Below are 15,254 nucleotides of genomic sequence, written 5' to 3'. Positions count from 1 at the left end.
TAGAGGGCGCGCACCCGACGTCTGCTGCTCCATCCCGCGGAACCGGGGGCCGGGGGCGGTACCCGGGGCCCGGGGCCGGGCCCCGGACCCCGGACCCGGGTCAGCCGCGGAGGAAGTCCGCGACCGGGGTCGAGCCGCCGTTGAAGCGGATCGTGCGACCGGCGGTGTAGGGGTCCTCCAGGACGTCGGCGACCACGTGCGCGACGTCACCGCGCGGCACCTGCGACGACGACCCGTCCCAGTCGACCGACCCGGTCGGCTCGTCGTCGGTCAGGGTGCTCGGTGCCACCACGGTCCACTGCAGGTCCGAGTCGCGCAGGACCGCGTCGGCGATCATCTTCGACTGCGCGTACGCGAAGAAGTCGTCGTCCTGGGGGATGCCGTGGTCGAGCTCGGAGCCGGACCACGAGACCATCACGTACCGGTCCACGCCCGCGCGCGCGGCACCCTGGATCGAGAGCACGGCGGCGTCCCGGTCGATCGCCCACGTGCGGTCGACGGACCCGCCACCGGCACCGGCCGACCAGAGGACGGCGTCCTGCCCGCGGACCAGGTCCGCGAAGTCGGTGAGGGACTGCTCCTGCACGTCCGCGATCCGGGGCTCGCCACCGTGCGCGCGCACCTCGTCCGACTGGTCGGCGTTCCGGATGACGGAGGTGACGGTGTGCCCGCGGTCGGTGAGGAGGCGCGTGGCGAGGAGTGCGACCTTGCCGTGGCCGCCGAAGACGATGACGTTGCTCATGCTGCGGACGGTACGCGGGACGGCTCGGAGGGCGCGGTGACGGTCGTTCCCACCGCCGGACGGGAGGCGCGGGGCGGCCCGGCACCGCGCCTCCCGCCCGACCGGTCGCCGCCCGCCACCCGGAGGCTCCCGCCGACCGTCAGACGCTGCCGAGTACCGTGCGGAGGCGACACCACGGGACGACACGACGGAGAACCGATGAGCAAGCAGCAGCACGAGCAGCACACCCTGGTCCGCACCCTGGCGCTCGGCGTCCTGAGCGGCGGTCGGAGCAGCACCCCGCTCGCCGTCCTCGCGCTGAACCACGACAACAAGTCGCTCACGGGCTCCTGGCAGCAGTGGAAGGCCTTCAGCACCCCGCTCGGCCGCGGCCTGCTCGTCGCGTCGGCGATCGGTGAGCTCATCGGCGACAAGTCCCCGAAGGCACCGAACCGCATCTCGCCGATGGGCCTGGTCGGACGCATCGGAGCCGGTGCGTTCGCCGGTGCGGCGCTCGGTACGACGGGTCGTCGCGACCTCCGGCTCGAGGGTGCGATCCTCGGCGGCGTCGGCGCGGTCGTCGGCAGCTTCGTCGGTTGGGCCGCCCGCAAGGTGCTGAGCGGCACCGGCCTGCCCGACCCGGTCGGCGCCCTCGCCGAGGACGCCGTCGTCATCGCGGCGTCCGTGAAGACCGTCACCGGGGCCTGACCGGCACCACACGTCGGACGGGAGGCGCGGGGCGGCGACGACCCGCGCCTCCCGTCCGTCCCGTGGTGCGCCCACCGCACGGACGTCACCGCACGGCCACCGCCGCGCGGACCGGACCGCGGTCCTGCCAGGGCCTGCCGCGCACGGGAGCACCCGCCTAGCGTGGTCGCCATGCGCATCGTCGTCATCGGAGCCACCGGCCACATCGGCACCTTCCTCGTCCCCCGTCTCGTCCGCGCCGGCCACGACGTCGTGGCCGTCTCGCGCGGCACGAGCACCCCCTACGCCGACGCCCCGGAGTGGGAGCGCGTCGAGCGCGTCACCGCCGACCGGGAGCAGGAGGACCGCGACGGCACGTTCGGCGGCCGGGTCGCGGCGCTCGCCGCCGACGCGGTCGTCGACCTCGTGTGCTTCACGGTCGAGAGCGCCGAGCAGCTCGTCCGCGCCCTCCGCGGCAGCGCGACGCACCTGGTGCACTGCGGCTCGATCTGGCGCGCGGGCGTCTCGCACGTGCTGCCGATCACCGAGGCGACGATGACTCCGCCCTTCGGGGACTACGGCGTGCAGAAGGACGCGATCGCCCGGATGCTCGCGAAGGAAACCGCCACAGGGGGTGTCGTCGCGACCTCGGTCCACCCCGGGCACATCAGCGGTCCGGGCTGGATGCCGATCGGTCCGCTCGGCAACCTCGACCCCGCGGTCGTCACGCGGTTGTCCGGTGGCGAGCCCGTCGAGGTGCCCGGCCTCGGCGCCGAGGCGATGGCGCACGTGCACGCCGACGACGTCGCCCAGCTGTTCCAGCTGGCCGTCGAGCAGCGCTCCGCGGCCGCCGGCCGGTCGTTCTTCGCCACGGCTCCGACCGCGCTCACGGTCCGCGGGTACGCGCACCTGGTCGCGTCGTGGTTCGGCCGGGAGGCGCGGCTCGAGTCCGTCACGTGGGACCGGTTCCGCGAGACCACGGCTCCCGAGCACGCGGACGCGAGCTGGGAGCACCTGTCCCGCAGCCAGGTGTTCAGCACCGCCGAGGCCGAGCGGGTGCTCGGCTACGCCCCGGGCTGGACCGCGTCGGAGACGGTGCGCGACGCCCTGCGCTGGCAGGTCGAGCACGGCGGACTCGAGGTGGCCGGACCGTTCGTCGCCTGACACCGGCGCCGGCGTGCCGTGGTGCGCCCCGTCCCCGTCGCGCGCTCCGTCCCCGTCGCGCGCTCCTCGATGGAGCAGACGACGTCGGGTGCGCGGCCGGCACCCGACGTCTGCTGCTCACCGGAGGTCGGTCAGGGGCACCGAGACGATGCGGTCGTCGCCCTCGCGCGGGTCCCCGCGGCCGTCGGTGTTGTTCGTGACGAACCAGAGCGTGTCGTCGGGGCCGGCCAGCACCGTGCGGATGCGACCGAACTCCCCCGCGAAGAACACGGTCGAGGTCCCGGGGTCGGACACCGGAACGGCACGGACGGACGCGCCCTTGAGGTTCGCGACGTAGACCGTGTCCCCGATCACCGTCAGCCCGCTCGGCGAGGCGTCGTCCGTCGACCACTGCTGCACGGGGTCGACGAAGCCGCGTGCCTCGCCGCCGACGCCCTCGACCTCGGGCCAGCCGTGGTCCTGCCCCGGTTCGATGACGTTGAGCTCGTCCCAGGCGTCCTGCCCGAACTCCGCGGCGAACATCGTGCCGTCCGCCGCCCAGCCCATGCCCTGCACGTTCCGGTGTCCGAGCGACCAGACCGGCGAGCCCGGGAACGGGTTGTCCTCCGGGACCGCGCCGTCCGGGGTCACGCGGAGGATCTTGCCCGCGAGCGACGCCCGGTCCTGTGCGGCCGGCCGGTTCCCCGCGTCCCCGACGCTCACGTAGAGCATGCCGTCCGGGCCGAAGGCGATCCGCCCGCCGTCGTGGAAGGTGTTCCGCGGCAGCCCGTCGAGCACGGTCGTGGCGTCCCCGAGCCGGTACGTCCCGGTGCCGCCGGTCAGGGTGAAGCGCTGGACCCGGTTGCCGTCGTCGGCCGTCGAGTAGACGAACAGGTCGCCGTCGTGCAGCGCGAGACCGAGCAGTCCGCCCTCGCCGCCGTGCCGGACGCCCGGGACCGTGCCGACCTCGCGCGTCGAGCCGCCCGGTCGGAGCTCGAGCACCCGCGCGGAGTCGCGCTCGCTGATGAACGCGTCGCCCCGGTCACCGACGGGGACGACCGACCACGGTGCCTCGAGCCCCGTGACGACGTCGGTGGTCGCCGCCGCGGTCGCGGAACCCGTGCGGGCCGGGGCGCCGCCGGACCCGACGTCGGGATCACCCGTGCCGTCGTCCGAGCACGCGCTCAGGACGAGGGCTGCGGCGGCCGCGAGCCCGAGCGCGGTCCAGCGAGTGGTGCGGGGGCTGCGGGTCGTGCGGGTGGTGTCCACGGTGATCCTCCCGGTTCGTCCCCGAGTCCACACGCCGCGGTCGGGAGCGTCCTGGGGATCTCCGGTGCCCGAGCCGTGGACCGGGTCAGGCCGCGGTGCGCTGGATCGCCGCGGCCATCGCCGCCGCGACGCTGCGGTTCGCCTCGGCGGTCGGGTGGATGCCGTCCCGCGAGTCCCCCGGGCGGTACGCACCGTCGGCGGCCCGGAGCCCGGTGAACGGGTCGACGAACGACCACCCGTGCGCCGTGGCGGTCGACCGGAGCGCCGTGGTCAGCGCGAGCTGCCCCGTGCGGCGGTCGGCACCGTAGCGGCTCCACGTCCAGTCCGAGGGCGGGCCGGCGACGACGAGCACGCGCGCGGCCCCGACCTTGCGGACGATGCCGTCCACGTCGGCGATCGTCCGGGCCGTCGGGACGGCCTGGTTCACGTCGTTCGTGCCGACCTCGACGACGAGCACGCGGGCGTCGGGCACGGGTGCGATCTCCTGCAGGACCTGGTCGGCGCGGTACCCGCTGTGGGCGTAGCCGCCGACGGCGTGCAGGTGGTCGTCGGTGGCGAGCTGGTGCAGCCACGAGTCGGGACGGGCGGTGATCGAGTCCCCCGCGTAGGCGAAGGGGACGGCGCCCGCGGCCACCGGGGTGTCGACGGCCCCGCTCACGACCTGGTCGGCCGGCCGCACCAGGTCGGCCTCGCGCTGCTGCACGTGCGCACCGACCGCCGCGACGACGGGGGTGTCCTCGGCGGTGGCGACGTGCGGGGCGGTGGCGAGGACGATGCCGGCCGTGACGAGGCAGGCGGCGGTGGCGATGCTCGCGACGAGGGCGAGACGGCGGGGGCGGGACACGAGTACAGGTATCCCCCGGATCCGCCCGCGGAACCAGTCCCCAGTGCTGGGGAATGCAACACCGCTCCTGAGGGTCTTCGCCGCCGTTCACAGGTTCGCCCGGTCGCCGGGGGCGACCGCGGACGGACGGGAGGCGCGGTGCCAGCCGGCACCGCGCCTCCCGTCCGTCCCGTGGTCGCGTCGGACGCGACCTACGCGTGCAGCTTCGAGAGCTCCGCGAACTCCTCGTCGGTGAGCTCGATCGTCGCGCCCTGCAGGTTGTCCTCGAGGTGGTCGACGCTCGACGTCCCCGGGATCGGCAGCATGACGGGCGAGCGCTCGAGCAACCAGGCGAGCGCGAGCTGGGCCGGGGTCGCGCCCTTGCGCTGCGCGATCTCGGTCAGGGGCGAGTCCTCGCCGGTCAGCCCGCCGGTCGCGAGCGGGAACCACGGGATGAAGCCGATGCCCTGCTGCTCCGACCAGTCGAGGAGCTCCTCGGCGTCGCGCTTCTGCAGGTTGTACAGGTTCTGCACGGAGACGATCGTGGCGACCTCCTGGGCGGCCTTGACCTCGTCGACCGTGACCTCGGACAGGCCGATGTGCCGGATCTTGCCCTCGTCCTGCAGCTTCTTCAGCTCGCCGACCTGGTCCTCGAGCGGGACCTTCGGGTCGATGCGGTGCAGCTGGAACAGGTCGATGCGCTCGAGGCCGAGGCGGCGAAGGCTCATCTCGGCCTCCTGGCGCAGGTACTCCGGACGGCCGACCGGCGGCCACTCGTTCGGGCCGGTGCGGGTCAGGCCGGCCTTGGTCGCGATGACGACGTCGTCGCCGTACGGGTGCAGGGCCTCGCGGAGCAGGTCCTCGGCGACGTAGGGGCCGTAGGAGTCGGCGGTGTCGAAGAAGTCGACGCCGAGCTCGACGGCACGCTTGAGCACGCGGATCGCCTCGTCGTGGTCCTTCGGCGGGCCCCAGACGCCCGGTCCGGTGAGCTGCATGGTGCCGTAGCCCAGACGGTGGACCTCGAGGTCGCCACCGATCCGGAACGTGCCCGAGGCGGCGGCAGGACGGTTCGTGGTGTCGGTACTGGTCATGCCTCCCGGTCTACGCCGTCGGTGTGACCTGATCCTGAGCCGTCGTCCCCCGTCGCGGGAACGGGGTCTCGCCGCGGGCCAGGCCGCCCACGAGCTTCGCGATCCGGTTCGCCCGGGCGGTGGGGCTCGGGGCGGTCGTGACCCGGTGCAGCACGGCGTACCGGTTCGTGGCGTCCAGCTCGTCGAACAGCGCGGAGGCCGCGGGTTCGGCGTCGAGCGCTGCCCGCAGGTCGTCCGGCACGGTCGCCGTCGCGGCACCGGCGTAGGCGCGCTCCCACCGGCCGTCGGCCTTCGCCCGGTCGACCTCGGCGATGCCCCGCGGGCGCATCCGGCCGGCCTCGGTCAGGGCCGCGACGAGCCCGATGTTCCGCTGCGACCACAGCGACGCCCGGCGCCGCGGGGTGAACCGCTGCCGGAAGGTCGCCGTGTCCCGCCCGCGCTTCTGCCCGTCGATCCAGCCGGAGCACAGCGCCTCGTCGAGCGCCTGGTCGTACGTCAGCGTGGTCGGGGTCGTCGTGCCCTTCTTCGCGAGGACGAGCCAGACGCCGTCGGGCGTCTCCTCGTGCGTGTCGAGCCAGGCGCGCCACGCTGCGGCGTCCGGGAGCACGAGGTCGTCGTCCATGCGGTCATCGTAGGGCGGGCCGGTCTGGTCGTCGCCCGTCCCGCTACCGTGCCGCGTCGCCGCTGCTGATCCGCACGGCGTCGGCCCACTCGTGCACCCACGCCGGCAGGGTCAGGTCGCGGTCCGTCCCCCCGCCGGCCTCGACGAGCTCGGCGGGGCTCACGGTCCCGCCGGTGCGGCGCAGGAAGCGCGCCTGCACGACCGCCCGCGCCACGACCTCCCCACCGCGGACGAAGGTCTGCTCCATGTACACCGCGCGCTCGTCGACCCCGAGGATCCGCGTCAGCAGGCTGAACCGCTGCCCGAGCGTCAACGACCGCTTGTACGTGATCGTCTGCGCCGCCACCACGGCGTACCACCCGCGCGCGGAGGCCTCCTCCCAGAAGCCGGACCGGGCGAGCAGGTCGTACCGGCCGAGGTCGAGCAGGGACAGGTACTTGCCGTTGTTCACGTGCCGCAGCGGGTCGAGGTCGGTCGGCGCGACGCGGAACGACGTGCGGGTCTCGTCCCACAGCGACGGACGGCGTCCGGGGCGGGCGGCGGCGAGCCGGATGCGCAGGGTCAGCAGGAGCAGCCGGAAGTACAGGTTCACGCATCGATCACACCAGGCGCGTCCCGGGTCGGGCGATCGTGTTGGAGGAACCGCACGACCGCTGCGGTGCGGTGTGCAACAGGGGGTGGGCGCGACCTCCAACGGACCGCGCGGGGCGTCCCGCTCCGCGCTGCACGTCCTGTCGTTCGGGACTGGATGGAGACGGCGTCCTCGTCCGAAGGGATGCCCATGAGGTGCGGCACCCCGCCCGAATCCGGCCGCGCCAACGGAAGGTGTACGAAGAAACGGTCTCGGCCGTGAGGGCCGGGACCGTTCGCTCAGTGAAGCGTGATCATCCGTAGACGGATGCGCTGCTCCCGCTGACGCGCAGTCCGAATGCGCCGGAGGCGACGTTGCCGATCGGGCCGATGCCAGCCTTGAAGGTCAGCTCCGCCCATGCCGGGCCCGCCGACGATGCAGTTGCACGACGCAGCTTGGCCGAGCACGAGGCGTCGCCGACCGAGTTGTTGCAGTACGCTCCGCGGACGTCGCGGATCTTGTTGGTCGTGTAGTCGAGGTAGAAGCCGGCATTGCTGACGAAGTCAGAGATCCCGATCTTGCAGTTGGTGTTCCAGCCGCCGGAGGACTTGCACCCCGTCTTCGACGGGTTGAGCCCCAACGTCGTGACACCGCCCGGCCTTCCGGTCGACGCGGGTGCCACGGCATCGGACTCAACCCATCGTTGCGAACCGTCGGCGAACACCTCGACCGACCGGGTGCCTCCCTCGCGGAGGCTCTCGCTCCTCGTGCTGACAGGCGTCGCATCAGTCTGCGAGTCCAGCGGCTGGCCAGCGTTGAGCTTTGCGATGAGGCGATCCTGCACGTCAGCGCTGACGTTCGCACCGTCCATGGTCGCCCTGACGGTCGCCTCCTGTGACGCCGTCAGGAGCTTCGCCTCGGAGGCACTCGCGGGTGCGACGCCCATGAGCACGGAGCCCAGCAGTGCACCCCCGGCTACCGCCGCGCAGACCAGACTCTTGAATTGAGCAATTTGTGGCATGAAACCCCTCCTGAGGAATAATCCGTTTCAGCCATGGACGTGTTATTCGTTCACGTGCGAATCAAGCGAACGACGTCGACGAGCGACAAGCGCTTGCACCCCCCATGAGATGAGCGCCACGACCACGACGAGGACAACGACCGTTACAACGATGTTCAAGTTCCCAAACATGCTGCGAGCGTAGACGAACATCCACGATTTGTCGCGTCCCCTGATGGCATCGATCCCGCCGGTATGGCCCTGGCCATTGCGGAATTGACGCCCCACTATTGCATGAAATCAATGTCCTACCGCCTCCGACCGGCGGTTGACTGTCGAGAGTCGGGTGGCCATGCGAGGCTGTCCGTCTGGCTATAGGTCAGCGCTCATCGCCTTACCGACGCGTCAGGCGGGCGGGCGATCCCTTCTTGGAGAGTCAGGGATTCGTGTCGTGAGGCCGCGATTGGGATCCTGTCCCCCTTTGTGCCGTCTTGCGCTGCGCCGCTTCATCAGTCAACGTGGAGTTCGCGCTGTTACTTCGGGCCGATCGGCGCTGGGAGACCCTGACTCCGTGGTGCGGGCGTGGCATTCTGTGCCTTCTTCCAAAACGGAAGTCAGATGGTATCCGGCTTTGATGTGTGGCACCGATGGAGCGAGCGCGATTTCCGCGATTGTTTTCTTGATCACTTTGCGCGGGTGTTTCTCTGATGACGCAGAGTCACGATGGTGTCCTGATGCTCACCGGTGAAGCGCGGACTCTGAGGCGTCCGGTTGGATGACTGTGGCCGGTCGGGTCGTACGTGACTGGTCCCTCGGGCTCCTGCATTGGGGACGCCCGAGCTCACGAGGCCGTCCCCATGCCGCGGTCCGCCTCGCTCCCCCGGAGCAGGTGGGTCACCTCGTGCACCTCCGCGAAGCGTCCGTCGCTCGCGAGGGTGCCGAACAGGTACACCTCCTGCACGACGGTCGTCCCGTCCGCCTTCTCCACGTGGACCTCGTGCCGGTCCGCGTACGCGGTGCCCCGGACGAACTCGTCGAGCACCCGGACCTCCGCGTGCGCGACGATCCCGCGGAGGTGGGCGATGTGGTCGGCGAACTGTGCGCGGTCACTCCAGACGCCGTCGGTCCGCTGTCGGTAGTCGTCGGCGAAGTGCCGTGTGATCGCGTCGTCGACCGAGCTGTCCCGGTCGTTGAGCAGCTCCGTCAGTGCCGTGGCGATGTCCGTCATGTCGATCCTCATTCTGTGCAACTTGCACAGAGTGACGGTAGCAGGATCTGTGCGAGTTGCACACGTATGATCGGTGCATGGAACCGGCAGCAACGATCGCGAACGCCCTGGGCGTGGTGCTCACCCGCGGGTTCCGCAGTGGCCTCTACGGCAGCGTGACGCTCGGTGTTGCGCCCGGGCTGACCGAGGCGAACTACCCGGTGCTGAGCGCACTGGCGCGTGCGGGCGAGCCGCGCTCGGCGGCGGCCCTGGCGCCCGACCTCGGGCTCGACCGCTCCGTCGTGAGCCGCCGCGCCGCGGAACTCGTCCGAGCGGACCTCGTCGTGCAGGTCCCCGGCCCGGACGACCGTCGTCAGGCGCTCCTCACGCTCACGCCGAGCGGCACCGACGCCATCGCGGAGGCGCGACGCCGTCTGGAGGCGGTGATCGCCGACCACACGAGCACCTGGACCGAGGCCGATCGGGAGGCGCTGGCGCGACTGCTTTCCCGCTTCACCGCCACGCCGCTCGCCTCGACGGAGTACTCGACCGAGTAGCCGACGCGTCCGCCCGCGGGGAGATCCCGCGCACCGCACCGCACCGCGCCCCACCGCACCGCACCCGGCACGGGCCGGCAGCACCCGGCGCCGGACACCGAGCCCGCGCTCAGCCCAGCGGACCGCCCCCGGCGCCCGAGATCCCCGGGTGCGCCGACTTCGCCGCACCCTCGACCACCGCGTGCTGGCTCTCCGCGTCCTGCACCGCCCGCTCCCCGATGCGCGGGTCGACGGGCTCCATGTCCGCCATCGTCCGGCGGCGGCGCATGTTCTGCACCTCGAGCACGACGAGCAACGCGGCGATCGCCACCGCCACCCCGATCACGATCCACACGACGACCACGACGACCTCCCCCTCGCGTTCTGCGGACACTGTCCGTCCTCGCAGCGTAGCCGTACCGGTACCTCCCGGGGAACCCGCGAGCAGGAGTAGACCTGCACCCATGCAGACACGCAAGCTCGCAGACCTCGAGGTCGGCCCCGTCGGCCTCGGCACCATGGGGATGAGCGCCTTCTACACGGGCGCAGGTTCCGACGACGACGAGTCGATCCGCACGATCCACCGCGCGATCGACCTCGGCGTCACGCTCTTCGACACCGCCGAGGCGTACGGCCCCTACACGAACGAGGAACTCCTCCGCCGCGCGCTGGGCGACCGCCGCGACCAGGTCGTCATCGCCACCAAGTTCGGCCTCTACCGCCACGAGGCCGGCGAGGAGACCCCGACGCAGCAGCGCGGCCTCTCCAGTGCACCGGAGTCCGTGCGCGAGGCGCTCGAGGGCTCCCTCCGCCGGCTCGGCACCGACCACGTCGACCTGTACTACCAGCACCGCGTCGACCCGGCGATCCCGATCGAGGACGTCGTCGGCCAGCTCGCCGGCTTCGTGCAGGAGGGCAAGATCCGGCACATCGGGCTGTCCGAGGCCGGCCCGGAGACGATCCGCCGCGCCCACGCCGTGCACCCGATCACCGCGCTCCAGACCGAGTACTCGCTGTGGACCCGGGAGCTCGAGGGCGACGTCCTCGACACGGTCCGCGAGCTCGGGATCGGTCTCGTGCCGTACTCGCCGCTCGGCCGCGGCTTCCTGACCGGCGCGATCACCAAGCCGTCCGACCTGGACGAGGACGACTTCCGCCGCGCGAACCCGCGCTTCCAGCAGGAGGCGTTCGACCAGAACCTCCGGATCGTCGACGAGGTCAAGGCCGTGGCGGACGAGGTCGGGGCCACCCCGGCGCAGGTCGCGCTCGCCTGGTTGCTCGCGCAGGGCGACGACGTCGTGCCGATCCCGGGCACGAAGCGGGTCGTCCGCCTCGAGGAGAACGTCGGCGCCGCCGACGTCACCCTGTCGCCGGCGCAGCTCGAGCGCCTGTCCTCGCTCCCGGTGCCGACCGGCGACCGGTACCCGGACATGTCGACCATCGGTCGCTGACCAGGCACGCTGCGGTCGCCGACGCGACCACATGACGGACGGGAGGCCCGTGGCGACACCGCCACGGGCCTCCCGTCCGTCGTCCCCACCCGTCGGTCGTGACCGCCCGTCCGTCGCAACCGCACATCGGAACGCTCGTTGCAGGCGGGTGGCGCGTGACGCGGGCGACCCACCGTCGTCACGGCGCGGAAACACCGGCTCCGTAGCGTCCCAGGAGGGATCCAGGACGACGGAGGGATCCAGGACGACACCGAGGGGGCACCCGTGACCGAGACGACCACCACGCGCCGCACACCGGTCGAGGACGGCGTCGACGCCGTCCCGCGACTCGCACGACTGGTGCCCCTCGGGCTGCAGCACGTGCTCGCCATGTACGCCGGCGCGATCGCCGTGCCGCTCATCGTGGGCGGTGCCCTCGGCTTCGACCGGGCCGACCTCGCGTTCCTCATCAGCGCCGACCTGTTCGTCGCCGGGCTCGCCACGATCGTGCAGTCCGTCGGCTTCTGGCGCTTCGGCGTGCGGCTGCCGCTCGTGCAGGGCGTGACCTTCGCCGCGGTCGGCCCGATGATCGCGATCGGGACCGAGCACGGCATCACGGCGGTCTACGGCGCGACGATCGCGTGCGGGGTCTTCATGGTCCTCGTCGCACCGTGGTTCTCGCAGCTGGTCCGGTTGTTCCCACCGATCGTCACCGGGACCGTGATCCTCATCATCGGCCTGTCGCTCATGAGCGTCGCCGCGGGGTGGATCACCGAGCGCGGCAAGGACGGCGCCGCCCGTCCGCTCGACGTCGCGTTCGCGGCCGGGGTGCTGCTCGCGATCGTGCTGGTCGAACGGTTCGCGCCGCGGGGACTCGCCCGGGTCTCGGTGCTGGCCGGGCTGCTGCTCGGGACCGTCGTGGCGCTGTTCGTGCCGGGCATGGTCGACGGCTCGGGCATCGGCGACGCGGCCTGGTTCGCGGTCGTGACGCCGTTCCACTTCGGCCTGCCGACCTTCGACCTCGCGTCGATCGTGTCGATGCTCGTCGTCGGCCTCGTGATCATGACCGAGACCACGGGCGACATGGTGGCCGTGGGCGAGGTCGTCGGTCGCCCGGTGTCGAAGCGCACGCTCGCCGACGGGCTGCGGGCGGACGGCCTCGGCACGGTCGTCGGCGGGGTGTTCAACACGTTCCCGTACACGGCGTTCGCGCAGAACGTCGGACTCGTCGCGCTGACCGGCGTGCGCTCCCGGTACGTGGCGACCGCGGCGGGCGGGATCCTCGTCGTGCTCGGCCTCGTCCCGAAGGTCGCCGCGGTCGTCGAGGCGATCCCGCACGCGGTCCTCGGCGGGGCCGGGGTGGCGCTGTTCGGCATGGTCGCGGCGAGCGGGATCCGGACGCTGTCGAAGGTGCGGTTCGACAACCGGAACGTCCTCGTCGTGGCGTTGCCGCTCGGGATCGCGCTCCTGCCGACCGTCGCACCGGCGATCTACGGGGCGTTCCCGACGTGGTTCACGCTCGTGTTCGACTCGGGCATCTCGGCGGGGGCCGTCGCCGCGATCCTGCTCAACCTGCTCCTGGGGTCGCGGAGCGTGCGCGAGCGGTACGGCGACGACCCGGCGGTGGGCTCGTACGACGGGGTGCGGTCGACGGCGCCGATCGCACTGCCGCCGCGGTAGGACCCGGCCGCCCGCTCAGACCTCGGCGACGAAGGACGCCGCGCGCAGCTGCAGGTCCTCGATCCGCCGGAGTCGCGCTGCCTCGACGTCGTAGCCCTCGTAGGCGGGCGGCGGCAGCTTCCGGACGTTGTGCGAGCACTGGAAGTCCTGGCAGACGAGCGTGCCGACGGTGTTCCCGTTCCGCCCCGACCTCCCGGACCGCTTGGCGCTCCAGAACACGACGTCGTTCGGCAGTTTCACGTCCTGGCACCACGAGCACTGCGCGCGGGAGCGGGGCGAGGCATCGGCCTGGCGGAACAGCACGCCGACCAGGTCGCCGTCGAGCGTGGGCACGACGACGTAGGCGCGGCGGCCGATCCTCGGGTCCCGCCAGCCGAGGAAGTCGAGGTCGTCCCAGACGATGCGGTCGAGGTCGGTGGGGAGCGTCAGGTCGCTCGTCTCCCGGCGGGAGGCGTTGACGAACGACGCGCGGATGGTCTTCTCGCTGATGGGCAGCACGGTGCGGTCTCTTCCGGATGGGCCCGGGCGCGGGTGTCGCGCCGCACGGGCGGGGTGGTGGTCAGGGTTCGACGACGGCGGCCGTGCCCGTGGGCACAGCCGGGGGCGTCACGCCCTGATGCCGGCGCTCTGCGCGCCGACCACCTCCTGCTGCTGCATGCGTCCCACCCTACGACGGCGTGTCAAGCCGGGCGTGTCGGGCGGGACCGGTCCGCACGGACGAGCACGACCGACCCGTCGTGTGCGGGCTGGCGGCGGAGCACGCCGTGCCGGTCGTCCCACGCCCCGCTCTCGAGCGCCGTGCGCAGGGCGGCCACCGCCCGTCGCGCGGCGAGGTCGTCGACGCGTGACCACGCGGGGTCGGCAGCGCGGACGCCCGGGTCGAGGAGCCGTTCCGGGCGGCCGGTGTACGCCTCCCAGAAGCCGTCGACACAGGTGAACGGGACCGGGAGCCGGGTGGTCTCGACCTCGCCGCCGAGTGCTGCGGCCACCTGGTCGAGCGTCGGCCACCGTCGGGCGTCGGCGGCCACCACCTCGGGCGCGTACTCGGCGAGCCAGTGTCCGGCGACGCGCTCCGGGTCCCGGACGAGCAGGACCACCGGCCCCCGGGTCACCCGTCGCACCTCGGCGAGGCCGCGCGCGGGGTCCGTCCACCCGGCGAGCACGAAGGCGGCGACCGCGGCGTCGAACGCGTCGTCGGCGTACGGCAGCCCGGAGCTCGGGTCGCCGGCGTCCGTGACGGCACGGCCCGAGGGCAGGTACGGCACCTGACCGGCGCCGAGGTCGAGCACGTCCCGGGCGTCGCCGAGGGCACGGGCCACCGCGCGGGCGAAGGTCGGCTCGGTCCGGCGGTAGCGCGCCCGGTCGACGACGACCCGCGGGCCGCCGTCCTCCGGGTGGCCCGGGTGCGGGCCCTGCACCGGTTCCGTCGCGTCCGTCACGCGCCCAGCCTACGAACGCCGGTCGGCGGACGCACGGCTGGCGTGCGGGCCCGTCGGTGCGGACCCGCGCTGCTGCTCCGTGCCCGCCGTCCGGTCAGTCCCCGGCCGCGGCTTCCTGGCGGAGCGCAGCGACCTGCTCGGACCGTTCCGTGGCCGCCCAGGAGCCGAGCAGTGCCAGGGACCGTTCCGACTCGCTGCCCGGCTCGGCCGAGTACGAGAACATCGTCAGGCCCGGGTCCGCGACGAGGTCGAGCGCCTCGAAGTCGAGCTCGAGCTCCCCGACGATCGGGTGTGCGATCCGCTTCTTGCCCCGTCGGTGCACCCGGACGTCGTGCGCGGCCCACCACGTGCGGAACTCCTCGCTGCGCGTCGAGAGTTCCCCCACGAGCGTCACGAGACCGGGTTCGCACGGGTTCGCGACCGCCGCGGCACGGAGCACCGAGACGGCGTCGCGTGCCGTCGTCGCCCAGTCCGGGAAGAACTCGCGGGCCGCCGGGTCGAGGAACGTGAAGCGCGCGGTGTTCACCGGGCGTCCGGGGCCGGCGAACATCGGCGCGTACAGCGCGCGACCGAGGTCGTTCGTGGCGACGACGTCACCGCGTTCGTTCCGCACCCACGCCGGCGCGCCGGTGATCGCGTCGAGCAGCCGCTGCACGCCGGGACGCACGCGGGTCGGCACGTTCCGGTGCATCACCTTGACGCCGGAGTTCGCGAGCCGGGCGAGGTCCCACAGGTGCACCCGCTCGTCCTCGTCGAGCTGCAGGGCCCCCGCGAGGCCCTCGAGCACGCTGTCGGAGACGCCCTTGAGCGATCCCCGTTCGAGCCGCGTGTAGTAGTCCACGCTGACGCCGGCGAGCATGGCGACCTCGTGCCGCCGCAGCCCCGGCACCCGTCGCACCCCGCCGCCGAACGACGGCATGCCGACCTGGTCGGGGGTGAGCCGTGCTCGTCGGGAGGACAGGAAGTCCCGGATCTCGTTGCGCACGTCGATGCCCATGCATCGAGCCTACGTCGCGCTCGCCGTCCCGAGACAGG

17 protein-coding genes are annotated in these 15,254 nt (G+C 72.6%); 5 read left to right on the top strand and 12 right to left on the bottom strand.

What is annotated here, in order from left to right:
* Window positions 1-100: 100 nt before the first annotated feature.
* A complete protein-coding gene (locus QOL15_RS16385; protein ID WP_071248131.1) occupies window positions 101-742 on the bottom strand; it encodes an SDR family oxidoreductase in 642 nt (213 codons plus the stop codon).
* Between the two features lie 198 nt (window positions 743-940).
* Between QOL15_RS16385 and QOL15_RS16380 the strand changes: the two genes are divergently transcribed.
* Entirely contained in the window at window positions 941-1,429 is a 489-nt protein-coding gene (locus tag QOL15_RS16380) for a DUF4126 family protein (protein ID WP_071248133.1), read from the top strand.
* Window positions 1,430-1,600: 171 nt separating this feature from the next.
* Window positions 1,601-2,572 (top strand): NAD(P)-dependent oxidoreductase, encoded by a 972-nt coding sequence (locus QOL15_RS16375; protein ID WP_071248137.1) that lies wholly within the window; start codon window positions 1,601-1,603, stop codon window positions 2,570-2,572.
* 117 nt (window positions 2,573-2,689) lie between these two features.
* Here QOL15_RS16375 and QOL15_RS16370 read toward each other — a convergent pair whose 3' ends face one another.
* From QOL15_RS16370 to QOL15_RS16340, 7 genes are all read right to left on the bottom strand, one after another.
* Complete coding sequence (locus tag QOL15_RS16370; RefSeq protein ID WP_071248147.1) at window positions 2,690-3,820, bottom strand: sorbosone dehydrogenase family protein; 1,131 nt, start codon at window positions 3,818-3,820, stop codon at window positions 2,690-2,692.
* Window positions 3,821-3,905: 85 nt separating this feature from the next.
* On the bottom strand, window positions 3,906-4,664 hold the full coding sequence (locus tag QOL15_RS16365; RefSeq protein ID WP_071248150.1) for an SGNH/GDSL hydrolase family protein: 759 nt from the start codon (window positions 4,662-4,664) through the stop codon (window positions 3,906-3,908).
* 191 nt (window positions 4,665-4,855) lie between these two features.
* Entirely contained in the window at window positions 4,856-5,734 is an 879-nt protein-coding gene (locus tag QOL15_RS16360) for an aldo/keto reductase (RefSeq protein WP_071248153.1), read from the bottom strand.
* A 10-nt stretch (window positions 5,735-5,744) separates the two neighbouring features.
* Window positions 5,745-6,356, bottom strand: coding sequence for a YdeI family protein (locus QOL15_RS16355; protein WP_071248159.1), 612 nt, complete (start codon window positions 6,354-6,356; stop codon window positions 5,745-5,747).
* Window positions 6,357-6,399: 43 nt separating this feature from the next.
* Window positions 6,400-6,948 carry a thioesterase family protein gene (locus tag QOL15_RS16350; protein WP_071248165.1) on the bottom strand — a complete coding sequence of 183 codons (549 nt, stop codon included), beginning with the start codon at window positions 6,946-6,948 and terminating at the stop codon, window positions 6,400-6,402.
* A gap of 292 nt (window positions 6,949-7,240) precedes the next feature.
* A complete protein-coding gene (locus QOL15_RS16345) occupies window positions 7,241-7,873 on the bottom strand; it encodes a hypothetical protein (RefSeq protein ID WP_065964031.1) in 633 nt (210 codons plus the stop codon).
* An 895-nt stretch (window positions 7,874-8,768) separates the two neighbouring features.
* Window positions 8,769-9,155 (bottom strand): hypothetical protein, encoded by a 387-nt coding sequence (locus QOL15_RS16340; RefSeq protein ID WP_217640979.1) that lies wholly within the window; start codon window positions 9,153-9,155, stop codon window positions 8,769-8,771.
* Window positions 9,156-9,232: 77 nt separating this feature from the next.
* Between QOL15_RS16340 and QOL15_RS16335 the strand changes: the two genes are divergently transcribed.
* Window positions 9,233-9,691, top strand: coding sequence for a MarR family winged helix-turn-helix transcriptional regulator (locus tag QOL15_RS16335; RefSeq protein ID WP_071245937.1), 459 nt, complete (start codon window positions 9,233-9,235; stop codon window positions 9,689-9,691).
* A gap of 109 nt (window positions 9,692-9,800) precedes the next feature.
* Here the strand turns inward: QOL15_RS16335 and QOL15_RS16330 are convergent, their stop codons facing one another.
* A complete protein-coding gene (locus tag QOL15_RS16330) occupies window positions 9,801-10,064 on the bottom strand; it encodes a hypothetical protein (RefSeq protein WP_071245938.1) in 264 nt (87 codons plus the stop codon).
* A 70-nt stretch (window positions 10,065-10,134) separates the two neighbouring features.
* Between QOL15_RS16330 and QOL15_RS16325 the strand changes: the two genes are divergently transcribed.
* Window positions 10,135-11,121, top strand: coding sequence for an aldo/keto reductase (locus tag QOL15_RS16325; protein ID WP_071245940.1), 987 nt, complete (start codon window positions 10,135-10,137; stop codon window positions 11,119-11,121).
* A 264-nt stretch (window positions 11,122-11,385) separates the two neighbouring features.
* On the top strand, window positions 11,386-12,780 hold the full coding sequence (locus QOL15_RS16320) for a nucleobase:cation symporter-2 family protein (protein WP_254780330.1): 1,395 nt from the start codon (window positions 11,386-11,388) through the stop codon (window positions 12,778-12,780).
* A 15-nt stretch (window positions 12,781-12,795) separates the two neighbouring features.
* Here the strand turns inward: QOL15_RS16320 and QOL15_RS16315 are convergent, their stop codons facing one another.
* The 3 genes from QOL15_RS16315 to QOL15_RS16305 all read right to left on the bottom strand — a co-directional run bounded on the left by QOL15_RS16315 (window position 12,796) and on the right by QOL15_RS16305 (window position 15,216).
* Entirely contained in the window at window positions 12,796-13,278 is a 483-nt protein-coding gene (locus QOL15_RS16315) for an FBP domain-containing protein (protein WP_071245942.1), read from the bottom strand.
* A 182-nt stretch (window positions 13,279-13,460) separates the two neighbouring features.
* Window positions 13,461-14,219: a methyltransferase domain-containing protein gene (locus QOL15_RS16310; protein WP_083230355.1), complete on the bottom strand. Its 759-nt coding sequence runs from the start codon at window positions 14,217-14,219 to the stop codon at window positions 13,461-13,463.
* Between the two features lie 94 nt (window positions 14,220-14,313).
* The gene (locus tag QOL15_RS16305) at window positions 14,314-15,216 is read right to left on the bottom strand and encodes a helix-turn-helix transcriptional regulator (RefSeq protein WP_065964018.1); all 903 of its coding nucleotides are present in this window, start codon (window positions 15,214-15,216) and stop codon (window positions 14,314-14,316) included.
* Window positions 15,217-15,254 lie beyond the last annotated feature (38 nt).

Origin of the sequence: Curtobacterium sp. MCBA15_012 (genome assembly GCF_001864935.2) — a bacterium.
Taxonomy (GTDB): Bacteria; Actinomycetota; Actinomycetes; order Actinomycetales; family Microbacteriaceae; genus Curtobacterium.
This window is presented reverse-complemented; position numbering and strand designations above follow the sequence as displayed.

Bases quoted from the DNA above. Each gene is read 5' to 3' on its own strand.
- QOL15_RS16385 (WP_071248131.1), bottom strand. From the start codon at position 742: ATGAGCAACGTCATCGTCTTCGGCGGCCACGGCAAGGTCGCACTCCTC.
- QOL15_RS16380 (WP_071248133.1), top strand. From the start codon at position 941: ATGAGCAAGCAGCAGCACGAGCAGCACACCCTGGTCCGCACCCTGGCG.
- QOL15_RS16375 (WP_071248137.1), top strand. From the start codon at position 1,601: ATGCGCATCGTCGTCATCGGAGCCACCGGCCACATCGGCACCTTCCTC.
- QOL15_RS16360 (WP_071248153.1), bottom strand. From the start codon at position 5,734: ATGACCAGTACCGACACCACGAACCGTCCTGCCGCCGCCTCGGGCACG.
- QOL15_RS16355 (WP_071248159.1), bottom strand. From the start codon at position 6,356: ATGGACGACGACCTCGTGCTCCCGGACGCCGCAGCGTGGCGCGCCTGG.
- QOL15_RS16345 (WP_065964031.1), bottom strand. From the start codon at position 7,873: ATGGGCGTCGCACCCGCGAGTGCCTCCGAGGCGAAGCTCCTGACGGCG.
- QOL15_RS16340 (WP_217640979.1), bottom strand. From the start codon at position 9,155: ATGACGGACATCGCCACGGCACTGACGGAGCTGCTCAACGACCGGGAC.
- QOL15_RS16335 (WP_071245937.1), top strand. From the start codon at position 9,233: ATGGAACCGGCAGCAACGATCGCGAACGCCCTGGGCGTGGTGCTCACC.
- QOL15_RS16325 (WP_071245940.1), top strand. From the start codon at position 10,135: ATGCAGACACGCAAGCTCGCAGACCTCGAGGTCGGCCCCGTCGGCCTC.
- QOL15_RS16305 (WP_065964018.1), bottom strand. From the start codon at position 15,216: ATGGGCATCGACGTGCGCAACGAGATCCGGGACTTCCTGTCCTCCCGA.